Source organism: Acidovorax sp. A79, assembly GCF_041154505.1.
GTDB lineage: Bacteria > Pseudomonadota > Gammaproteobacteria > Burkholderiales > Burkholderiaceae_C > Acidovorax.
This window is the reverse complement of the sequence record NZ_AP028672.1, coordinates 690,819-710,886: the sequence shown is the minus strand read 5'-3', so window position 1 is coordinate 710,886 and position 20,068 is coordinate 690,819. Positions and strand designations below refer to the sequence as shown.

22 protein-coding genes are annotated in these 20,068 nt (G+C 67.6%); 16 read left to right on the top strand and 6 right to left on the bottom strand.

All coding sequences use genetic code 11. The annotated features are described in order from the left end of the window. Positions 1 to 22: 22 nt before the first annotated feature. The 6 genes from ACAM51_RS03260 to ACAM51_RS03235 all read right to left on the bottom strand — a co-directional run bounded on the left by ACAM51_RS03260 (position 23) and on the right by ACAM51_RS03235 (position 6,316). On the bottom strand, positions 23 to 646 hold the full coding sequence (locus ACAM51_RS03260; protein WP_218294604.1) for a phosphoadenosine phosphosulfate reductase family protein: 624 nt from the start codon (positions 644 to 646) through the stop codon (positions 23 to 25). A gap of 43 nt (positions 647 to 689) precedes the next feature. After that, positions 690 to 1,079, bottom strand: a complete 390-nt coding sequence (locus tag ACAM51_RS03255; RefSeq protein ID WP_369642722.1) for a DUF934 domain-containing protein — start codon at positions 1,077 to 1,079, stop codon at positions 690 to 692. 29 nt (positions 1,080 to 1,108) lie between these two features. Continuing rightward, positions 1,109 to 2,896 (bottom strand): nitrite/sulfite reductase, encoded by a 1,788-nt coding sequence (locus ACAM51_RS03250; RefSeq protein WP_369642721.1) that lies wholly within the window; start codon positions 2,894 to 2,896, stop codon positions 1,109 to 1,111. A gap of 10 nt (positions 2,897 to 2,906) precedes the next feature. Beyond that, positions 2,907 to 3,710 carry a sulfite exporter TauE/SafE family protein gene (locus tag ACAM51_RS03245; protein WP_218340995.1) on the bottom strand — a complete coding sequence of 268 codons (804 nt, stop codon included), beginning with the start codon at positions 3,708 to 3,710 and terminating at the stop codon, positions 2,907 to 2,909. Positions 3,711 to 3,856: 146 nt separating this feature from the next. Continuing rightward, complete coding sequence (mnmC, locus tag ACAM51_RS03240) at positions 3,857 to 5,770, bottom strand: FAD-dependent 5-carboxymethylaminomethyl-2-thiouridine(34) oxidoreductase MnmC (RefSeq protein ID WP_369643917.1); 1,914 nt, start codon at positions 5,768 to 5,770, stop codon at positions 3,857 to 3,859. 270 nt (positions 5,771 to 6,040) lie between these two features. Then, positions 6,041 to 6,316 (bottom strand): oxidative damage protection protein, encoded by a 276-nt coding sequence (locus ACAM51_RS03235; protein WP_218294608.1) that lies wholly within the window; start codon positions 6,314 to 6,316, stop codon positions 6,041 to 6,043. A gap of 168 nt (positions 6,317 to 6,484) precedes the next feature. Here ACAM51_RS03235 and ACAM51_RS03230 point away from each other — a divergent pair, with 168 nt between their 5' ends. The 16 genes from ACAM51_RS03230 to ACAM51_RS03155 all read left to right on the top strand — a co-directional run bounded on the left by ACAM51_RS03230 (position 6,485) and on the right by ACAM51_RS03155 (position 20,061). Then, positions 6,485 to 7,510 (top strand): sulfate ABC transporter substrate-binding protein, encoded by a 1,026-nt coding sequence (locus ACAM51_RS03230; RefSeq protein ID WP_369642720.1) that lies wholly within the window; start codon positions 6,485 to 6,487, stop codon positions 7,508 to 7,510. A 113-nt stretch (positions 7,511 to 7,623) separates the two neighbouring features. Continuing rightward, positions 7,624 to 8,214 carry an NADPH-dependent FMN reductase gene (gene ssuE, locus ACAM51_RS03225; protein WP_218294609.1) on the top strand — a complete coding sequence of 197 codons (591 nt, stop codon included), beginning with the start codon at positions 7,624 to 7,626 and terminating at the stop codon, positions 8,212 to 8,214. A 170-nt stretch (positions 8,215 to 8,384) separates the two neighbouring features. Continuing rightward, complete coding sequence (locus ACAM51_RS03220) at positions 8,385 to 9,428, top strand: sulfonate ABC transporter substrate-binding protein (protein WP_255591451.1); 1,044 nt, start codon at positions 8,385 to 8,387, stop codon at positions 9,426 to 9,428. 43 nt (positions 9,429 to 9,471) lie between these two features. Next, on the top strand, positions 9,472 to 10,428 hold the full coding sequence (locus tag ACAM51_RS03215) for a sulfonate ABC transporter substrate-binding protein (RefSeq protein ID WP_369642719.1): 957 nt from the start codon (positions 9,472 to 9,474) through the stop codon (positions 10,426 to 10,428). Between the two features lie 172 nt (positions 10,429 to 10,600). Then, positions 10,601 to 10,822: a hypothetical protein gene (locus ACAM51_RS03210; protein WP_218381706.1), complete on the top strand. Its 222-nt coding sequence runs from the start codon at positions 10,601 to 10,603 to the stop codon at positions 10,820 to 10,822. A gap of 26 nt (positions 10,823 to 10,848) precedes the next feature. Beyond that, entirely contained in the window at positions 10,849 to 12,012 is a 1,164-nt protein-coding gene (gene ssuD, locus ACAM51_RS03205) for an FMNH2-dependent alkanesulfonate monooxygenase (protein ID WP_369642718.1), read from the top strand. Between the two features lie 22 nt (positions 12,013 to 12,034). Then, entirely contained in the window at positions 12,035 to 12,409 is a 375-nt protein-coding gene (locus ACAM51_RS03200; RefSeq protein ID WP_218294613.1) for a VOC family protein, read from the top strand. Then, positions 12,406 to 13,278, top strand: a complete 873-nt coding sequence (gene ssuC, locus ACAM51_RS03195) for an aliphatic sulfonate ABC transporter permease SsuC (RefSeq protein WP_218341000.1) — start codon at positions 12,406 to 12,408, stop codon at positions 13,276 to 13,278. The genes ACAM51_RS03200 and ssuC overlap by 4 nt, the downstream gene beginning before the upstream one ends. A gap of 186 nt (positions 13,279 to 13,464) precedes the next feature. Beyond that, positions 13,465 to 14,436 (top strand): aliphatic sulfonate ABC transporter substrate-binding protein, encoded by a 972-nt coding sequence (locus ACAM51_RS03190; RefSeq protein ID WP_369642717.1) that lies wholly within the window; start codon positions 13,465 to 13,467, stop codon positions 14,434 to 14,436. A 4-nt stretch (positions 14,437 to 14,440) separates the two neighbouring features. Continuing rightward, on the top strand, positions 14,441 to 15,250 hold the full coding sequence (locus ACAM51_RS03185) for an ATP-binding cassette domain-containing protein (protein ID WP_218294616.1): 810 nt from the start codon (positions 14,441 to 14,443) through the stop codon (positions 15,248 to 15,250). Positions 15,251 to 15,341: 91 nt separating this feature from the next. Continuing rightward, positions 15,342 to 15,557, top strand: coding sequence for a molybdopterin-binding protein (locus ACAM51_RS03180; RefSeq protein WP_007857120.1), 216 nt, complete (start codon positions 15,342 to 15,344; stop codon positions 15,555 to 15,557). Positions 15,558 to 15,764: 207 nt separating this feature from the next. Continuing rightward, positions 15,765 to 16,409 (top strand): TetR/AcrR family transcriptional regulator, encoded by a 645-nt coding sequence (locus ACAM51_RS03175; RefSeq protein ID WP_369642716.1) that lies wholly within the window; start codon positions 15,765 to 15,767, stop codon positions 16,407 to 16,409. Positions 16,410 to 16,515: 106 nt separating this feature from the next. Then, complete coding sequence (locus tag ACAM51_RS03170; RefSeq protein ID WP_369642715.1) at positions 16,516 to 17,517, top strand: NADP-dependent oxidoreductase; 1,002 nt, start codon at positions 16,516 to 16,518, stop codon at positions 17,515 to 17,517. An 89-nt stretch (positions 17,518 to 17,606) separates the two neighbouring features. Then, positions 17,607 to 18,314: an SDR family oxidoreductase gene (locus ACAM51_RS03165; RefSeq protein ID WP_218294619.1), complete on the top strand. Its 708-nt coding sequence runs from the start codon at positions 17,607 to 17,609 to the stop codon at positions 18,312 to 18,314. A 350-nt stretch (positions 18,315 to 18,664) separates the two neighbouring features. Next, positions 18,665 to 18,880, top strand: a complete 216-nt coding sequence (locus ACAM51_RS03160; RefSeq protein WP_056168199.1) for a molybdopterin-binding protein — start codon at positions 18,665 to 18,667, stop codon at positions 18,878 to 18,880. 215 nt (positions 18,881 to 19,095) lie between these two features. After that, entirely contained in the window at positions 19,096 to 20,061 is a 966-nt protein-coding gene (locus ACAM51_RS03155) for a CysB family HTH-type transcriptional regulator (protein ID WP_218294620.1), read from the top strand. Positions 20,062 to 20,068 lie beyond the last annotated feature (7 nt).

The following is a 20,068-nucleotide window of genomic DNA, read 5'->3' as shown; positions in this document are numbered from 1 at the left end:
TCAGGGGGAGTCATTTTCGAGGTCAATGCGCGATGTGCAGGCCGCACTCGCGGTTCTCTTCGCCCTTGGTCGGGTCCACATAGTCGAAGTTGTTGGGCAGGCCGTGCTGGACGCAGTATTCGTGCAGGTCCTTGGACGACCAGTGCAGCAGCGGCGCCACCTTGATCAGGCCGTCGGGGTTGATGCTCACCGGGTCCATCTGTGCGCGCACGGCGGTGTCGGTGGCGCGCAGCGCGGTGAACCACACCTTGGGCGCGGTCTCGCGCAAGGCGCGGGCAAAGGGCTCGAGCTTCACTTCTTCGGTGAACGCTGCGTGGCGCGGGTCGTCCAGTGCAGGCGTTGCGCCCTCCACGGCTTCGCGGTGCGCGCGCGAGCGGCGCGGCAGGTAGATCTTGAGGTTCAGGCCCAGCTGCTTTGTCACCTCGTCGGCAAAGCGGTAGGTGGCTTCGGTGTTGTAGCCGTTGTCCATCCAGACCACCGGCACATCGGGGTTCACCGCGGACACCATGTGCAGGATCACCGCCTCGAAGGGACGGAAGTTGGTGGTGACGATGGGGCTCTGGCCCAGGCCCAGTGCCCAGGCGACGAGGCCTTCGGCATTGCGGCCCAGGTCGGCATTGACGCGTGCGAGATCGAATTGGCTCATGGTGGGTGTTCGTGGGTGTGCGTAGCAGCGCTGCGGGCCTGGCTCAGGCGGCAGCCTTGTCGGCAAAGAGAGGCTGCGGGTGCACCGCGTCGCCCTGGTAGAAGCCGGGGAACATCTCGAACTGGCGCTGCGCATCGGCCGGGTCCACGCCATCGCGCAGCACGGCCGACGAAAAGCCCGTGCGCTGCATCTGCACCAGCTGGTCGATCAGCACGTCGCCCGTGGCGCGGATGTCGCCTTTGAAGCCGCGGCGGCGGCGCAGCAAGAAGGCCTGGCTGAACGCGCGGCCATCGGTGAAGCTGGGGAAGTGCAGGTCCACGCGCTCGACGCCGTCGAGCGGCAGGGCCAGTGCATCGGCATCGTTGGCCAGCGCCACGGCGCGGGCATCGCCCTCTGCGGGCGGCTGGTGGTCTTGGGAGGCAAGAATTTTCATGGGTCTTATCAGGGCGTGGCGGCTGGCGATCAGGCCGTGGCCAGCTCTTCCTTGGCGGGGTGGCGGGCAGTCTTGGCGGCTTCCTTGAAGGGGTCCAGGCCGGTGCGGCGCACGGTGTTCTGAAAGCTCTCGCCGCTTTCGCGCAGGCTGCGGTAGGTGGTGAGCACGGCTTCGATCACATCGGGCACTTCGGCGGCCGAGAACGAAGGGCCGATCACCTTGCCGGCCACGGCGGCGCCCGACAGGTCGGAGCCGTCGGAGCCGCCGAGCGTGACCTGGTACCACTCCTTGCCGTCCTTGTCGACGCCCAGGATGCCGATGTGGCCGCTGTGGTGGTGGCCGCAGCTGTTGATGCAGCCGCTGATGTGCAGGTCGATCTCGCCGATGTCGTCGAGCTCGTCCAGGTCCTGGTAGCGCTGGGTGATGGCCTCGGCGATCGGCAGCGAGCGGGCGTTGGCCAGCGCGCAGAAGTCGCCGCCGGGGCAGGCGATCATGTCGGTGAGCAGCTGCACGTTGGCGCTGGCCAGGCCCAGGGCCTTGGCCTCTTGCCACAGCTCGAACAGGCGGCTGGCATGCACCCAGGGCAGCACCACGTTCTGGTCGTGCGTCACGCGGGCTTCGCCGGCGGAATACTTGTCCACCAGGTCGGCCACGGCGATCAGCTGGTCGCTGGTCGCGTCGCCGGGCGACTGGCCGGGGCGCTTGAACGACAGCGTCACGGCGCGCAGCTGCGGGTTCTGGTGCGCGTGCACGTTGCGCTTGAGCCAGCGGCCAAACATCACATGCTCTGCCGCCTGTGCGTCCAGCGACGCCTGCAAGGCTGCGGGGGCCACGTCGGCAATGTCGGCCAGCTTGGGGGGCACAAAGCAGGCCGCCACGCGGTCGAACTCGGCCTGGGGCACGGTGTGCGGGCCGCCGTCGATCTCCATGATCTGGCGGTACTCTTCTTCCACATCGTCGATGTACTGCTGGCCTTCGGACTTGACCAGGATCTTGATGCGGGCCTTGTACTTGTTGTCGCGGCGGCCGTGCTCGTTGTACACGCGCACGATGGCCTCGATGTAATTCATGATCTGATTCCAGGGCAGGAACTCGCGGATCACCGTGCCGATCACCGGCGTGCGGCCCATGCCGCCGCCCACGAACACCTTGAAGCCGATCTCGCCCGCCTCGTTCTTGACCAGGTGCAGGCCCACGTCGTGCCAGCCGGTGGCGGCGCGGTCGTCCTTGGCGCCGCTGATGGCGATCTTGAACTTGCGCGGCAGGAACGCGAACTCCGGGTGCAGCGTGGTCCACTGGCGGATGATTTCCGCGTAGGGGCGCGGGTCCACGATCTCATCCACGGCCACGCCGGCCAGTGCGTCGGTGGTGGTGTTGCGGATGCAGTTGCCGCTGGTCTGGATGCCGTGCATGTCCACGGTGGCCAGCAGGTCCATCACGTCGGCGCTCTTGGACAGCGGAATCCAGTTGAACTGCACATTGGTGCGCGTGGTGAAGTGGGCGCAGTTCTTGGGCAGGAAGGTGGTGCCCAGCAGGCCCTGGCCTTCCATGGCGGCCTTGAACACGGCCGCTTCGGGCTCGTCGTACTCGCGGGCGATGGTGGCCAGCACGCGCAGCTGGCGGCTGGCGATCTCGCCGTAGGGCACGGCCACGCGCAGCATGGGGGCGTAGCGCTGCACGTACCAGCCGTTTTGCAGGCGCAGGGGGCGGAAGTCGTCCTCGGCCAGTTTGCCGGCCTGCCAGCGGTTGAGCTGGTCGCGGAACTGGCGGGCGCGCTGCTTGACGAACGTCTTGTCGAAGGGTGTGTATTGATACATCGTGGACCAATCAGATCATTATTAATTTGGCGCCTGCCCAGGCCAGCAGGAGGGACAGCGCGGAGCGGATCAGGCGCTCGGGGGTGCGGGTGACCAGGCGCGAGCCCAGCCAGATGCCCGGCAACGAGCCAGCCAGCAATTGTGCAAGCAAAGGCCAGTCCACCGAACCCAGCGTGGCATGGCCCAGACCCGCCACCAGGGTCAATGGCACGGCATAGGCGATGTCGGCACCGATCACGCGGGGCAGGGGTAGCAGGGGGTAGACCAGCAGCAGCACCGTGACGCCGATGGCGCCCGCGCCCACCGAGGTGAAGGTGACCAGCGTGCCGATCACGGCGCCCAGCAGCACGGGCAGGCTCCAGTGGCGGGGGCGGGTGGATTGCTCGGTGCTGGCCTGGCGCTTGGCATGGTCGGCCGCCTGGCGCTGGCGCGAGAAGGCCACCACCTTGTACAGCGTGGCCGCGGCTGTCAACAGCAGCGCGAAACCGAGCGTGGTCGTCATGATGCGCTGCGCCTGGGCACTGGCGGGGCCCAGGACCTTGAGCGCCCACAGCGCCAGCAGCGCGGCCGGAATGCTGCCCGCGCACAGCTGGGCCACCACGCGCCAGGGCACCAGGCGCTGGCGCGCCATGCTCACGGTGCCGCCCATCTTGGTGAATGCGGCAAACAGCAGGTCGGTGCCGATGGCCAGGTGGGGCTTCACGCCGAAGAAAAAGATCAGCACGGGGGTCATCAGCGAGCCGCCGCCGACCCCGGTCAGGCCCACGATGAACCCGACCGCAAAGCCTGCGAAGACAAACACCAATTCATGCATAGGGTGCGAATGTAGGATGCTCGCTTATGGATGCAAACTATTGTTTCGTCCTTCCAATATGCCTATTTGCTTATAAGCAAGGATTGGCGCGGGTTTCCACGGGGTAAGCCGCCGTGATTCCCGGTCACGAAGCTGTTACAGGCCCGCTACAACCGTTCGCTGCCCAGCGCTTTGGCGAGTTTCGTGTCGATGGGCAGGGGTTCTCCCTGCAGGCGGGCGGCCAGCAGTTCGCCGCACAGAAGCGCCAGGGTCAGCCCGCGCGCGCCCATCGCTGTGCAGGCCCAGAGCCCGGGCAGCGCCTCGGCGTCGACGGGACCCACGATCGGCAGCCGGTCGGGCGCGGTGCAGCGCACGGCGGCCCAGGCGTGCAGGGGGCCGGGCGCAGCCTCCGCCGCCTGCGGTGCGGCGGCAAAGGCCGCGCGCAGCACCGGGGCCGTTTGGGGCAGCAGCGCCTGGAGCTTGGCCCAGTTGGCCGCGTGGGCCGCCTGGACGTCGGCCCCGGACGGAGGCAGGGTATCCACATCGCGCTCGAAGGTGGAGCCCATCACCCACGCAGCCGGGCCGCACGGGCCGTCACCCAGCGGAAAGCGGGGCACCAGGTTGCCGTTGCCATTCACGGGAAAAGGCACCCCGGGCCCGGGGCCTGCCTGGTGCTCGCCCCAGGACACCTGCCCGCGCACGGGCTGCAGGGGCCATCGGTGTTCCAGCAGCATCGCACTGCCCGCGCCCGCGGCAATGACGACGGTGGGCGCCTGGGCGAGCACCTGGCCCCGGGCGTCCAGCGCCTGCCAGACGGGCGCCGCGCCGGCGGCCTCCACACGCCGCAGGCGGGCCACCTCGCAGTGTCCCTGCCAGTGGATGCCGGGTTGCGCGAGCAGGGCGGCCGCCATGCGCGCGGGGCGTATCCAGCCCCCCTGGCTGTGCCAGCACGCGGTGGCTTCGCGGCCCAGGCCCGCTGCGGCCAGCGTTGCCGGCGGGGCCGGCTCGCTCCAGTCCACGCCGGGCCCCTGGCCCCAGCTGGCGGCCAGCCCGGGGGTGCCGTCGGTGCGGTGTTCCAGCACGCCGCAGGCCAACCAGTCGGTGCCTTCGCGCAGCAGCCATCGGGCTTGCTGCAGGGTGGTGCGCACGCCGCTGCGCGACAGGCGCGACAGCACGCTGTCGTCCGGCGACACATGGGGCGCGAACACCCCCGCCGGCAGGCCCGAGGCCCCGGCGGCGGGTTCCGCGGCGCTGTCCAGCACCCGCACCTGCCAGCCCCGGCGCGCCAGGCTGGCCGCGCTGGCCGCGCCGGCGATGCCCCCGCCGATCACGATGCAATCGCCGGGCAGCGCGGGTTCGGGCTGTGCGCGGGGGGCGGTGCGCGGCTCCCAGTGGGGGTCGTACTGGGCGTGCAGGTTGTCGCGCTTGGGCGGCACGCCCGGGACACGGGCCACCGCGAAGCCGCACTGGGTGAGCGCGTCGCGCACCGCGCGCGCGATGGTCCAGGTGGACAGGCGGGTGCCGCGCCGGCAGCAGCGTGCCACGGCCTTCAGGGTGTGCAGGTCCCAGATCCCGGGGTTGCGCTGCGGGCTGAAACCGTCGAGGTAGATGGAATCCACCGTCAGCTGCTGCTGGCGCAGCACGGCCTGTGTATCGCCCACACACAGCGTGAGCAGCACCCGGCCTCCGTCGAACCGCAGCCGGTGCACCCCGGACAGCAGGCCCCACCATTGGCGATGAAGCTCTTGCGCCAAGGGGGTCAGCTCGGGGTGGGCCGTGGTGGCGCGCAGCAGGTCGGCCGCGCTCACGGGCCAGGCCTCGGTCGACACGAAGTGCAGCAGGGTGGGGCGTGCGGGGTCAGCCCGCCAGGCGGCCCAGGTCACCAGGAAGTTCAGCCCGAAGCCGAACCCCGTTTCCAGAATGCGCCATTGCGGCTGCCCTGCCCAGGCGCCAGGCAGGCCGCAGCCCTGCAGGAAAACGCGGCGGGCCTGGTCCAGGCCGCCATTTTCACTGTGGTAGCGGTCACCAAAACGGGGGCTGTAGGGGGTGCCGTCCGGCAGCCAGTCAACAGGCTCGGAGATGACGCACCCCCTGAGTCGCTTCGCTCCGTCCCCCTCTCTCACGCTTCGCGTGGGAGGGGGCCGCAGCCAGCGGCCTGGCAAATCCAGTTCCGCGGCTACCTCGCCCGGGCAGCGCCAGTTTCATGGGCTGCGGGTGGTCGGTAATGCTACGGAAAACTGACATGGAGGCTCATGCGCTCGGTGGGACGTAGCCCGCTGCGGCATCCGCACCACCGCCGAAAAAGTGGTTTTGGCGAAACCACTTTTTGCAGCGCTGCATTTCGCTGCGCTTCATTGCGCGCTGGGCGGGACATATCCCGCCGCGGCGTCTGCGCCACCGCCAAAGAAATGGTTTTCCATCTGGCGGGCCAGGTACTGGCGGGCACGCGCGTCGGCCAGATTGAGGCGGTTTTCATTGACCAGCATGGTCTGGTGCTTGAGCCAGCCTGCCCAGGCTTCCTTGCTCACGTTTTCCCAGATGCGTTTGCCCAGCTCGCCGGGGTAGGGCGGAAAGTCGAGGCCCTCTGCTTCCTTGCCGAGCTTGATGCATTGGACGGTGCGTGCCATGGGTTTCCTTGTGTGTTGGTGTGAGAGCAGTAGCGCAGTAGCGAGCTGCTCAGATGATTTGGATATAAAGAACTGAAATCTCAGTAGTTCCAGTTTTGTAGAGGGGATTTCAGAATGCGCTTCATCGGTGATTTGCACCGTCCTGCATTCCAAAAAAGAGGCCCTCCAATGAACTTTCGCCGCGACTTTATCAAGTTTCCCTTTGCCGCCGCCCTGGTGGGCAGTTTGGCCCTGACGGCATTGCCGTCGTTTGCGCAGTCCGTGACGCTGCTCAATGTCTCGTACGACCCGACGCGCGAGCTGTATGTGGATTTCAACCAGGCGTTCGCCAAGCACTGGAAGGCCAAGACCGGCCAGGACGTGACCGTCAAGCAGTCGCACGGCGGCTCGGGCAAGCAGGCGCGCTCCATCATCGACGGGCTGGACGCCGACGTGGCCACCTTGGCACTGGCCGGCGACACCGACGCGCTGCATACCAACGGCGGCTGGATCCCCAAGGACTGGCAAAAGCGCCTGCCCCACAACAGCTCGCCCTACACCTCGACCATCGTGCTGGTGGTCCGTCAGGGCAACCCCAAGGGCATCAAGGACTGGGACGACCTCGTCAAGCCCGGCATCAGCGTGATCACGCCCAACCCCAAGACCTCGGGCGGCGCCCGCTGGAACTATCTGGCCGCCTGGGAGTTCGCCAAGCGCAAGAACGGGGGCAGCGATGCCAAGGCGAAAGACTTCGTGGCCAAGCTGTACGGCAACGTGCCCGTGCTGGACACCGGCGCGCGCGGCTCCACCATCACCTTCGCCCAGCGTAACCAGGGCGACGTGCTGATCGCCTGGGAGAACGAGGCCTACCTGCTGGAAAAAGAATTCGGCACCAAGTTCGACGTGATCGCACCGTCGATCTCCATCCTGGCCGAGCCCGCCGTGACGGTGGTGGACAAGAACGTGGACAAGAAGGGCACGCGCGCCGTGGCCGAGGCCTACCTGCAGTACCTGTACACCGAAGAAGGCCAGGACATCGCCGGCAAGCACTTCTACCGCCCCGCCGTGTCCGACAAGGCCAAGGCCAAGTACGCCAAGCAGTTCCCCAAGCTGAACCTGTTCACCATCAACGACGCGTTCGGTGGCTGGGACAAGGCGGCCAAGGACCACTTTGCCGACAACGCCAGCTTCGACCAGATCTACACCAAAAAATAGGCTCACCCCGAAGCGGCCTTCGGCCGCCTCCCCTCAAGGGGCGCCACCCGTGGCCCGGCGAAGCCGGATCCACGGTGGCGCTGGCCAAGTCACGCCCTCTGGAAACACATTTCATGTCCGCTCTTCTCATCGCCGGCAGCCCCTCCGAGCGTTCCCGCTCCGCCGCCCTGCTGGACGCTGTCGCCCAGCGCCTGTCGGTGCGCGGCGCGCTGGTGGACCGCATCCATATCCGCGACCTGTCGCCCCAGGCCTTGCTGCTGGCCGACTTCGGCCATCCCACCGTGGTGGGCGCTGTCGACCAGGTGGCCCGGGCCAGCGTGCTGGTGGTGGCCACGCCGGTTTACAAGGCGGCCTACAGCGGCGTGCTCAAGGTGTTCCTGGACCTGCTGCCGCAGACGGCGCTCAAGGGCAAGATCGTGCTGCCCCTGGCCACCGGCGGCAGCCCGCACCACATGCTGGCGCTGGACTACGCGCTGCGCCCCGTGCTGCAGTCGCTGGGTGCCAAGAGCATCCTGCCGGGCATCTATGCCACCGATGCGCAGGTCACGCTGACGCCCGAGGGCGCCTACCACCTGAACGACGACATCGCCACGCGGCTGGACGATGCGGTCAACGTGCTCGTGACCGAGACGCTGCGCCCGTTCCCTGCCCAGGCCACGCGGTTCGCGCCGGTGCATTTCTCGCAGGTGCGATGTAGCGTCTGACGGGCCCCGCCCGCCCGCACATCCACAGCGGTGGGGTGCCGCGGCCCGGCCGGGCTCCCCCATTTTTCGTTTCCCTCTTTCGATGGCCCCGCTGCCCGCAGCGGTGGGCAGGGCGGAGCACTGCCCGGTTCAGACGCCCCCTTTTTTTCATGATTCAAAGGACATTCACCATGAGCACACTGACACGCGACGGCGCAGCCAGCTCAGACCGCGCCCACGATGCCCCGCCCGCCGGCGGGCTGGCCGCCCTGCGCAACATGTTCATCGGCTTCGTGGTCTTCACCGCGTTCGTGCTGATCGCTGCCTTCCTGCTGGCGCAGCCGGTGCATGCCCAGACCAGGGGCGAGCTGCGCATCGGCTACCAGAAGTCGGCCAGCCTGTTCGTGCTGCAAAAAGCGGCGGGCACGCTGGAGAAGAAGCTCGCTCCCCTGGGCTTCGGCGTGAAGTGGGTCGAGTTTCCGGCTGGCCCCCAGCTGCTGGAAGGCCTGAACGTGGGCGCCGTGGACGTGGGCTACGTGGGCGAGGCACCGCCCATCTTCGGCCAGGCCGCCGGTGCCAAGTTCGTCTATTTCGGGCACGACCCCGCCGCGCCGCGCGCCGAGGCCATCCTGGTGGCCAAGGACTCGCCCATCAAGTCGGTGGCCGACCTCAAGGGCAAGAAGGTCGCGCTCAACAAGGGCAGCAACGTGCACTACCTGCTGGTCAGGCAGCTCGAGAAGAACGGCCTCAAGCTCTCCGACATCCAGCCCGTGTACCTGGCCCCGGCCGACGGCCGCGCCGCGTTCGAGAGCAAGAACGTGGATGCCTGGGTGATCTGGGACCCGTTCCAGGCCGCCGCAGAGAAAGCCACTGGCGCCCGCGTGCTGGCCGACGGCACGGGCGGCGTGGTCAACAACTACCAGTACTACCTGGGTGCCCGCGACTTCGTCACCAGGAACCCCAAGGTGGTCGCGGCACTGTTCGAGGACTCGGTGGCCCAAGGCATCTGGCTCAAGAAGAACCTGCGCCAGGCCGCAGAGCTGATCGCGCCGCTGCAAGGCCTGCCGGTGGACGTGGTCGAGCTGGCGCTGCAGCGCTACGAATTCAACGTCAAGCCCATCACGCCCGATGTGGCGGCCGACCAGCAAAAGATCGCCGACACGTTCTTCGAGCTGAAGCTGATCCCCAAGGCCATCAAGGTGAGCGACGCCGTCGTGCTCGGCGCGCAGCCCTGATGCCCCGGCCCCTTGCACACGCATCCATCTTCAGAAGAACACCATGACGACTTCGATCTCCCTGTCCCGCCGCCGCCTCGTCCAGGGTGCGGCCAGCGCAGTCGCGCTGCCGGCCTTCGGTGCGTTGGCGCAAACCCCCGCCCGTGAGTTCCGCATCGGCCATCAGAAGGGATTCCTGAGCCTTCTCAAGGGCCGCGGCACGCTCGAAAAGCGCCTGACCCCGCTGGGTGTCTCCATCAAATGGACCGAGTTCACGGCCGGCCCCGTGCAGCTGGAGGCACTGAACGTCGGCTCCATCGACTTCGGCGACGTGGGCGAAGCCCCCCCGATCTTCGCGCAGGCCGCGGGCGCCCCGCTGGCCTATGTGGCCGCCACCGTGCCCCGCCCCAAGGCCGAGAGCGTGCTGCTGCCCAAGGGCTCGCCCATCAAGACCGTGGCCGATCTCAAGGGCAAGAAAGTTGCACTCAACAAGGGCAGCAACGTGCATTACTTCCTGGTCAAGCTGCTGGAAAAGCACGGCCTGAAGTACACCGATGTGAACGTGGCCTTTCTGCCGCCGGCCGATGCGCGTGCCGCTTTCGAGAAGGGCTCCATCGATGCCTGGGTCATCTGGGACCCGTTTGCTGCGGCGGCTGAAAAAACGCTGGATGCCCGCGTGCTCGCGGACGCGACGGGCGTGGTCGGAAACCGCGCGTATTTCTTCTCGTCGCTGCAGTACGCCGACAAGAACACCGACGTGCTGCGCATCGCCATCGAAGAACTCAACAAGATCGATATCTGGGCCAAGCTCAATCGCGATCTGCTGGCCGCAGAGCTGGCGCCGTTGTTCGGCATTCCCAAGCCGGTGCTCGATTTGTCCACGTCGCGTGCCGAGTACGGCACGGGCCCGGTCACGCCCGAGATCCTGGCCGAACAGCAAAGGATCGCCGACACCTTCTTCGACTTGAAGCTGATTCCCCGGCGGATCCAGGTGCGCGACGTGGCGCGCTCGCCGTGGTAGGGGCCGGGGTGCACCCCCTGAGCCGCTTCGCGTCTTCCCCCTCTCCTGCGGGAGGGGGACGCACCCGGTGGCCTGGCAGAGCCAGTTCCACGGGGGCACTGGCCTGGGCCGCGCCAGTTTTGAACGCCATGCGTCACACAGTCCGCCGCAATTGAAACCAAGGAGCCCTGACATGCCCACCGCTTCCGCAAACCCTGTCCACGACGCAGCACGCCGCGTGCTGCGCACCACGGCCAACGCCTGGCGCCTGAAGGCGCCGGCGCGCAGGCCGGTCCGCACGCGCAACCGTGTGCATGCCGGTGTGCGTGCCGATGTGGCGGCGGGGGGCATGCGGGCCTGTCCATTGCGCTTCGGCTTTTCGCTGGCGGGCTACGGCCTGGCCTTCTCCTATTGATGACCCCCACACGGCAAAGCGACACCATGAAAATCTACTGGTTCATCCCCACCCACGGCGACAGCCGTTACCTTGGCACGGCCAAGGGCGCACGCCAGCTCAGTCTCGAATACCTGCAGCAGGTGGCAGTGGCCGCCGACAGCCTGGGCTACGAAGGCGTGCTCATTCCCACCGGCCGCTCGTGCGAAGACCCGTGGGTGATCGCATCGAGCCTGCTGGCGGTCACGAAGAAGCTCAAGTTCCTGGTCGCGGTGCGCCCCGGCCTGCACCAGCCCGCGCTGGCCGCCCGCATGGCCGCCACCTTCGACCGCCTGTCGGGCGGGCGCTTGCTCATCAACCTAGTGACCGGTGGCGACCGCGCGGAGCTGGAGGGCGATGGCGTGTTCCTGGACCACGCCACGCGCTACGAGCAGTCGGCCGAGTTCATCCGCATCTGGCGCGAGATCCTCACGCGCAGCCATCGGGGCGAGACCTTCGACTACGAGGGTAAGCACCTGTCCGTCAAAGGCGCCAAGCTGCTGTTCCCGCCGCTGCAGGAGCCGCATCCGCCGGTGTACTTCGGCGGCTCGTCCGACGCAGCGCACGACCTGGCGGCCGAGCAGGTCGAGACCTACCTCACCTGGGGCGAGCCCCCGGCCGAGGTCGCCAGGAAGGTGGCCGACGTGCGCGCCCGTGCCGCCAAACACGGCCGCACCGTGAAATTCGGCATCCGCCTGCACGTCATCGTGCGCGAGACCGAGGCGCAGGCCTGGGCCGCGGCTGAAGAACTCATCAGCCATGTGGACGACGAAACGGTGGCGCGTGCGCAGTCGGTCTTTGCGCGCATGGACTCCGAAGGCCAGCGCCGCATGGCCGCGCTGCATGCTGGCGGTGTGAAGCGCAGCCGCGCAGACCTGGAGATCAGCCCCAACCTGTGGGCGGGCGTGGGCCTGGTGCGCGGTGGCGCAGGCACGGCTCTGGTGGGCGACCCTGAAACAGTGGCTGCCCGCATCAAGGAATACGCAGACCTGGGGCTCGACCACTTCGTGCTGTCGGGCTATCCGCACCTGGAAGAAGCCTACCGCTTCGCTGAACTGGTGTTCCCGCTGCTGCCGCTGGGCGTGCGCGAGAAGCTCGCTGGCGGCAACCCGCTGGGCCCGTTCGGCGAAACCGTGGCCAACGACTTCGTGCCACGTGCGTCGCAAAGCTGAAACCCCTGACAGGAGCCATGCCATGAGCATCCAGTCCATCAACCATGTGCAGCTGGCCTTTCCGGCCGGTGCCGAGGCGCCCATCCGGCGCTTCTATGCCAGCCTGCTGGGGCTGCCCGAAGTGCGCCTGCAGGCGGGCAACACGCTGCGCTTTGCCGCGGGCACGCAGCGCATCGACCTGGTGCCCACCGAGCACTGGCAGCCCGCGCCCGCGGTATCGCACCTGGCCTTCGAGGTGCAGGACCTGCCCGCATTGCGCCACCGCCTGCTGCAGGCCGAACTGGCGCTGGTGGAAAACCGCGCACTGCCCGGCTACCTGCGCTTTTACGTCAAGGACCCGGCGGGCAACCAGCTGGAGTTCTTGGAGCCTGACCACGAACCGGAAATCAACCCATGACACAGACACAGACTGTCCGAGAGCTGCAGGTATCGCCCGTGGCCGACTCCGTCGATCTGCCGATCGAGAGTCCCTTGCTGCCCGCGCCGCTGGCCCGCTTCCTTGCCAGCGTTGCGCAGCGCCTGCTGCCCTGGGCCGTGCCCGTGGGGCTGATCGTGCTGTGGCAGATCGCGTCGTCGCAGGGATGGCTCTCCACCCGGGTGCTGCCCGCGCCCCTGGAGGTGATCAAGGCCGCCTGGACGTTGACCGTGTCGGGCGAGCTGTGGACCCATGTCAAGGTGAGCGCGGGCCGCGCGCTCGCGGGCCTGGCGATCGGCGGTGGCCTGGGCCTGCTGCTGGGCCTGCTCACGGGCTCGGTGCGCGTGTTCGAGACCTTGCTCGACTCCACCATCCAGATGGTGCGCAACATCCCCGCGCTGGCGCTGATTCCGCTGGTCATCCTGTGGTTCGGCATCGATGAGTCGGCCAAGCTATTCCTCATCAGCGTGTCGGTGTTCTTCCCGATCTACCTCAACACCTTCCACGGCATCCGCAACGTGGACCCCGGTTTGATCGAGATGGGGCGCACCTATGGCCTCGGCCGCTGGCAGCTGTACAAGCAGATCATCCTGCCCGGCGCGCTCTCCAGCATTCTGGTGGGCCTGCGCTTCTCGCTGGGCCTGATGTGGGTGATCCTGATCGTGGCCGAGACCATCTCGGCTCAGGCGGGCATCGGCTACCTCACGATGAACGCCCGCGAGTTTTTGCAGACCGACATCGTGCTGGTCGGCATCCTGCTGTACGCACTGCTGGGCAAGCTGGCCGATCTGTTCGCCAAGGGCCTGGAGCGCTACTGGCTGCGCTGGCATCCTGGTTATGCAACCCCCTGAGCCGCTGCGCGGCTTCCTCCTTCTCTCTACGCGCTGCGCGCTAGGGGAAGGGGGACGACACCGGCGCGGCGGCGGGGCGGCCCTTGCGCGGCGTCTCTCGCACCGGGCGCGCCAGTTGCAGGGGATGCGGCGATGCATCGGCCCCTGAGTTGCCAAGTTCCTCCTCATTTCAAGTTATCGACCACCATGACCACCCCTTTCCACATTCATCGGCGCACCATGCTGGGTGCCATCGCCGCGCTGTCGAGCGGCCTGGCCGCCGCGCAGGGCAAGCTTGAGACCCTGCAAACATTGCGCATAGGACTTCAAAAATCCTCCACCCTCACCACCATCCTGCGCACGCGCGGCACGCTGGAGCAGTTGCTCGCGCCGCTCAACGTCAAGGTGACGTGGCACGAGTTCACCAGTGGCCTGCCGCTGCTCGAAGCGCTGAACCTGGGCAACATCGATGTGAGCGCCGACGTGGCCGACACCGTGCCGGTGTTTGCCCAGGCAGCGGGCGCCAACCTCACTTTCGTGGCGCAGGAGTCGCCTTCGCCATCCGCCCAGGCCATCGTGGTGCGCGCCGACTCGCCCATCAAGACGGTTGCCGACCTCAAGGGCAAGAAGATCGGTTTTGCCAAGGCCGCTGGCGTGCACTTCTTGTTGATCGCCGCACTGGAAAAGTCGGGCCTGGCGTTCAAGGACATCGAGCCCGCGTACCTGACCCCCGCCGATGGCCGCGCCGCCTTCGAGCGCGGCGCCATCGACGCCTGGGTGGTGTGGGACCCGTTCCTCGCTGCCGTGCAAAAGCAGTCCACTGTGCGGGTGCTGGCCGACGGGCGCGACCTGGCCTCCTACCAGCGCTACTACCTGGCAGGCACTTCGTTTGCCCAGGCGCGGCCCGACGTGCTGCGCGTGTTCTTCACCGAGCTGCAAAAGGCTGGCGTCTGGGTCAAGCAAAGCCCCAAGGACGCGGCCGCGCTGCTGGCGCCCGTGTGGGGGCTGGATGCGGGCGTGATCGAGCTGGCCAACAGCCGCCGCAGCTACGAGGTGCGTGCCGTGGTGCCCGCGGCGCTGACTGAACAACAACGCATCGCCGATGCCTTCTTTGCCGAAAAGCTGCTGCCCAGGCGCGTGAATGCGCTCGACGTGCCGCTGTTCAAGACCGGAGCCTGACACCATGACCCAGACCCACACCCCCGCCGCACAAGGCGTGCGCCTGGAAGTGCGCGGCGTGGACAAGCGCTACGGCACCCGCGACGTGCTCAAGAAGACCGAACTCGTGATCGAGCCCGGCCAGTTCGTGGCCATCGTGGGCCGCAGCGGCTGCGGCAAGAGCACGCTGCTGCGCCTGGTGGCCGGGCTCGAATCCGTCTCGGGCGGCGCGATCCGCCTGGACGGCAAGGACGTGGCCGGGCTGAGCGACGACACCCGCATCATGTTCCAGGACTCGCGCCTGCTGCCCTGGAAGCGCGTGGCCGACAACGTGGCCCTGGGCCTGCCGCCCGCGCGGCGCGGCGCCGCCGCCGACGTGCTGGCGCGCGTGGGCCTGGGTGACCGCCTGACCGAGTGGCCAGCACGCCTGTCCGGCGGCCAGCGCCAGCGCGTGGCCCTGGCCCGTGCGCTGGTGCACAACCCGCGCCTGCTGCTGCTCGACGAGCCCCTGGGCGCGCTCGATGCGCTGACCCGCATCGAGATGCACCGCCTCATCGAAGGCCTGTGGCGCAGCAGCGGCTTCACCGCGCTGCTGGTGACCCACGATGTGCAGGAGGCCGTGGCCCTGGCCGACCGCGTGATCCTGATCGAGGACGGCCAGATCGCGCTCGACCAGCGCATCGACCTGCCACGCCCCCGGTCGCACGGCGACGCTGCCTTTGCCGCCATTGAAAAACGCATCCTGGACCGCGTGCTGCAAAAGCCCGATGGCGAACCGGCGCACGAAGCGCCGTGGCCCGGCGTGCCTGCGCATGGTCTGCGCTGGGCGGTATAGCCGTTTCTGGCGCCTGCTGCCTTTTATTGCTTTCTTTTTTTGTCTTCTGTCATTCCTTTCTTCGCCCTACGGTGCCATCAAGGAGAACCCCATGTCCATCCAAGCCATCAACGTCCGTAACCAGTTCAAGGGCAAAGTCCGCGAGATCGTGCGCGGCGATGTCGTCTCCGAGGTCGATGTCGAAACGCCCTGGGGCATCGTCACGTCGGTCATCACCACGCGCTCGGTGGACGAGCTGGCGTTGGTCGTGGGCTCCGACGTGGTGGCGCTGGTCAAGTCGACCGAGGTGTCCATCGCCAAGCTGTGAGTGGATGTGAGAGAAATAGGCCCCTACCGCTTGCTGGTAGGGCGCAAGGCGCTATGAAAATTGTAGTGTTTGCAGACAGGCCCTTTCGCAGGGCCTGAGTCTCTGGTGTCGAGGGCGCAGGGGGCTTGGGTGGATGGGGCCTCGCAGAAGCAGCGGCGCAGACGGCCGGGATTGCGATACAGAGTGATATGTCGTATGATGCGCATCATGCCAAAATCCACGCCCCATTCCAGAGCCGCCGCCAAGGAGGCCACGCACGAGCGCATCGTGTCGGTGGCCTCGCGCGCGATCCGGCGCCAGGGGTACCACGGCACGGGCGTGGCGGACATCATGAAAGAGGCGGGCCTGACGCACGGCGCCTTCTACGCGCACTTCGACTCCCGCGAGGCCATGCTGGCCGAGGCGGCCGCCAAGGCGTGCACGGAATCCGCAGCGCTGGCGGCCGGTGCCGCGGCCGGCGAGCCGTCGCCCCGCGCGCTGGCCGCCATGCTCTCGGCCTATCTGTCGCGCCAGCATGTCGAGAGCGTCGAGATGGGCTGCCCGCTGGTCGCCCTGGGCTCGGAGACATCGCGCCAGGCGCCCGAGGTGCGCCGCGTGGCCACCCGGCACATCAAGGAAATGGTCGACCTCATCGCGCGCCAGTCGCCGCAATGGGGGCAGCCCGGTACGCACGAGCAGGCGCTGGTCACCATGGCCACCATGGTGGGCGCCCTGGTGCTGGCCCGCGCGGTGGACGAGCCCGCGCTGTCGGACAGCCTGCGCGAGGCCGCGCTCAAGTACCTGACGCAGCTGACGAATTCGACGCACGCTGCAGACTCTGCGCCTGCCACGCCGCCCGGCGCGCCCGGCTGACTCCCCCAGCAGCGCGCTTTTTTTTGCCTTTACATATGATGATCATCATGCGAATTTGCTTGCGAGCTGAACGGTTCTGCGCTTTGCCCCTCACCCAGGATGCCCCATGAAAGCCTTTGTCCTCGACCGCTATGCCAAAAAGGCCGCGCTGCGGCTTGCCGATATGCCCGCCCCGGATCTGCGCGACGACGAGGTGCTGGTCTCCGTGCATGCGGCGGGAATCAACCAGCTGGACTCGAAGATCCGCGACGGTGAGTTCAAGCTCATCCTGCCCTACAAGATGCCCCTCGTCCTCGGGCATGACGTGGCGGGCGTGGTGGTCAGCGTGGGGCCGCGTGTGCGGCAGTTCAAGCCCGGCGACGAGGTCTACGCCCGGGCCGACGATTTCCGCATCGGCGCCTTTGCAGAACTCATCGCCGTCAAGGAGTCCTCGCTGGCGCTCAAGCCCCGGGGCCTGACGATGGAAGAGGCGGCGTCGATCCCGCTGGTGGGCCTCACGGCCTGGCAGGCGCTGGTGGAAAAGGCGCAGCTGAAAAAAGGCCAGAAGGTCTTCATCCAGGCGGGGTCCGGCGGGGTGGGCACCTTTGCCATCCAGCTGGCCAGGCACCTGGGCGCCACCGTCGCCACCACGGCCAGCGCGGGCAATGCGGCGCTGGTCCAAAGCCTGGGCGCCGACGTCGTCATCGACTACAAGACGCAGGACTTCGAAGAGGTGCTGCGCGACTACGACGTCGTGCTGCACAGCCAGGACGGCAAGGCGCTGGCCAAGTCGCTGCGCGTGCTCAAGCCCGGCGGCCAGGTCGTCTCGATCTCCGGCCCGCCCGACCCGGCATTCGGCCAAGCCATTCGCGCCCCCGGCTTGGTGCGGCTGGTGATGCGCCTGCTGAGCGCGGGCACCCGGCGGCGCGCCAAAGCGCTGGGCGTGGGCTACTCGTTCCTCTTCATGCGGGCACACGGTGCGCAGCTGCGGGAGATCACGCGCCTTGTCGAAGCGGGCGCCATCCGCCCGGTGGTCGACAAAGTCTTTCCGTTCAGCGCCACCAACGATGCCCTGGCCTATGTGGAAGCGGGCCGCGCCAAGGGCAAGGTCGTCATCAAGGTGGTGTGAGCCAGCAGGCCGCTGCAAATCCCTTTTTCACACGCCGTCAGTCCCCACCCAACCTCCCATCCGTTCAACCTGTCCCTCTGGAGATTTCCATGAAGATCGAAAACGCTGTCGTCCTCATCACCGGTGCCAACCGCGGCATCGGCCTGGCATTTGCGCGCGAGCTGCTCGCCCGCGGCGCACGCAAGGTCTACGCCGGTGCGCGCGACCCCGCCACCATCACGCCCCAGCCCGGCGTGCAGGCCCTGCGCCTGGATGTCAACAACCCGGCCGATGTAGCGGCCGCTGTGGCAGCGGCGCCCGACGTGACACTGGTGATCAACAACGCCGGCATCGCCCAGCCCGGGGGCTTTCTGGCCGCCGACAGCGAAGAGGTCGCGCGCCGCCTCTTCGACACCAACTTCTTCTCCGTGCTGCGTGTCAGCAAGGCGTTCGCACCCATCCTCGCGGCCAACGGCGGCGGCGCGCTGCTCAATGTGCTGTCGGTGGCGTCGTGGGTCAACGGCGGCGAGCTGGCGGCGTATTCGGCCAGCAAGTCCGCCGCCTGGTCGCTGACCAACGCGCTGCGCCACGAACTGGCGGCGCAAAAGACGCAGGTGCTGGGGCTGCACATGGCCTATGTCGATACCGACCTGACGCGCGGCTTCGACGTTCCCAAGTCGAGCCCCGAGCAGATCGTGCAGCGCGCGCTGGACGGTCTGGCGGCGGGTGCGGACGAGGTGCTGGCCGATGAACTCACGCAGCACGTCAAGCTGTCGATGACGGCCACGCGGCCGAGCTACCTGCCGCAGCCCGCCTGAGACACCAGCGACTTCCCCGGCTGAACCGGCCGCTTGCATTCGCTCCGCCAGATCGAGAGGTCCGGCGGGGCGGCTGCGTTTTGCGGCGGCCGTCGTGTGGGGCGGCCCGAACAACGGTGCACTCCCACGGCCCGCGCATATGCCGTGGCGGCAGCAACTCATGCCCCACACATCTAAGCCAAAGCTTATGACTAATGACCATTTATTCGTATAAGAAACTTGATTTACATTGCTTCTGGTTGTTTAGTTTTGTGGGTGCGTAGCGGGTGACCCCGCGCGGCAGATCGTTGTCGAAGCCCGCCACCGCCAAGTGCCTGCCCATTCTTTTTCCATCTTCCAGGAGCCTTTCCATGTCCATCCAAGCCATCAACGTCCGCAACCAGTTCAAGGGCAAGGTGCGCGAAATCATTCGCGGCGACGTCGTCTCCGAAGTCGATGTCGAAACCCCCTGGGGCATCGTCACGTCGGTCATCACCACCCGCTCGGTGGACGACCTGGCCCTGGTCGTGGGCTCCGACGTGGTGGCGCTGGTCAAGTCCACCGAAGTGTCCATCGCCAAGCTGTGATCCGGATTTGATGAAAATGGGCCGCCGGCGCTTTCTGGTAAAGCGCTGGCAGCTATTGAAAATATAGCGAACGCCTGTCTGCGCTGGGAGGCCGGCGAGGCGCGTGCACCGGTTCGGTTCAGGCCGGGCGACGAGGTCTGCGCGCGGCGGGCCGATTTCCGCGCGGGTGGCCATGCCGAGCGGGCCGCCCCGCCCATCCATCTCTACAGGGACCCATGAATTTTCAGCAACTGCGCTCCGTGCGCGAAGCCGTGCGCCGGGGCTTCAACCTCACCGAGGTGGCCAACATGCTGCATACCTCGCAACCCGGCGTGAGCCGGCAGATCCGCGAACTGGAAGAAGAACTGGGCGTGGAGATTTTCGTGCGCGCGGGCAAGCGCCTCACGGGCCTGACCCCGCCGGGCGCAGTCCTGCTGCCCACGGTGGAGCGTCTGCTGCTCGAAGCCGACAACCTCAAGCGCGCGGGGCAGGATTTCAGCGACAGCGCGCAGGGCCGCCTGTCGGTGGCGGCCACGCACTCGCAGGCGCGCTACGCGCTGCCGCAGGTGGTGCGCGACTTCCGCGCGCTGTTTCCGCAGGTGTCGCTGCACCTGCACCAGGGCTCGCCGCGCCAGGTGGCCGAGATGCTGCTCAGCGGCGAGGCCGATATCGGCGTCGCCACCGAAGCGCTCGCGGGCTATGACGCGCTGGTCACGCTGCCGTGCTACCGCTGGACGCACAGCATCGTCGTGCCGCCCGGCCACCCGCTGCTGGAGCTGCAGGCGCCGGTCACGCTGGAGCAGCTTGCGCAGCACCCCATCATCACCTACGAGCTGGGCTACACGGGCCGCGCGCACATCGACGAAGCGTTTGCCCGCGAAGGCATCGCGCCCGACATCGTGCTGACGGCCATGGACGCCGACGTGATCAAGACCTATGTGGAGCTGGGCATGGGCGTGGGCATCGTGGCATCGATCGCGGTGGACGCCGAGCGCGACCGCCACCTGCGGCTCATCGACGCGGGCCATCTGTTCGAGGTCAACCTCACGCGGCTGGGCCTGCGCAGGGGCGCCTGGCTGCGCGGCTACGCCTACCACTTCATCGAGAGCTTCGTGCCCACGCTCACGCGCGAGGCGGTGGAGAAGGCCGTGCAGCAAGGCGCGCAAGGGGCGGGCGAGCTTTCGGAGCCGGTGGACCGTTGACGCGGGG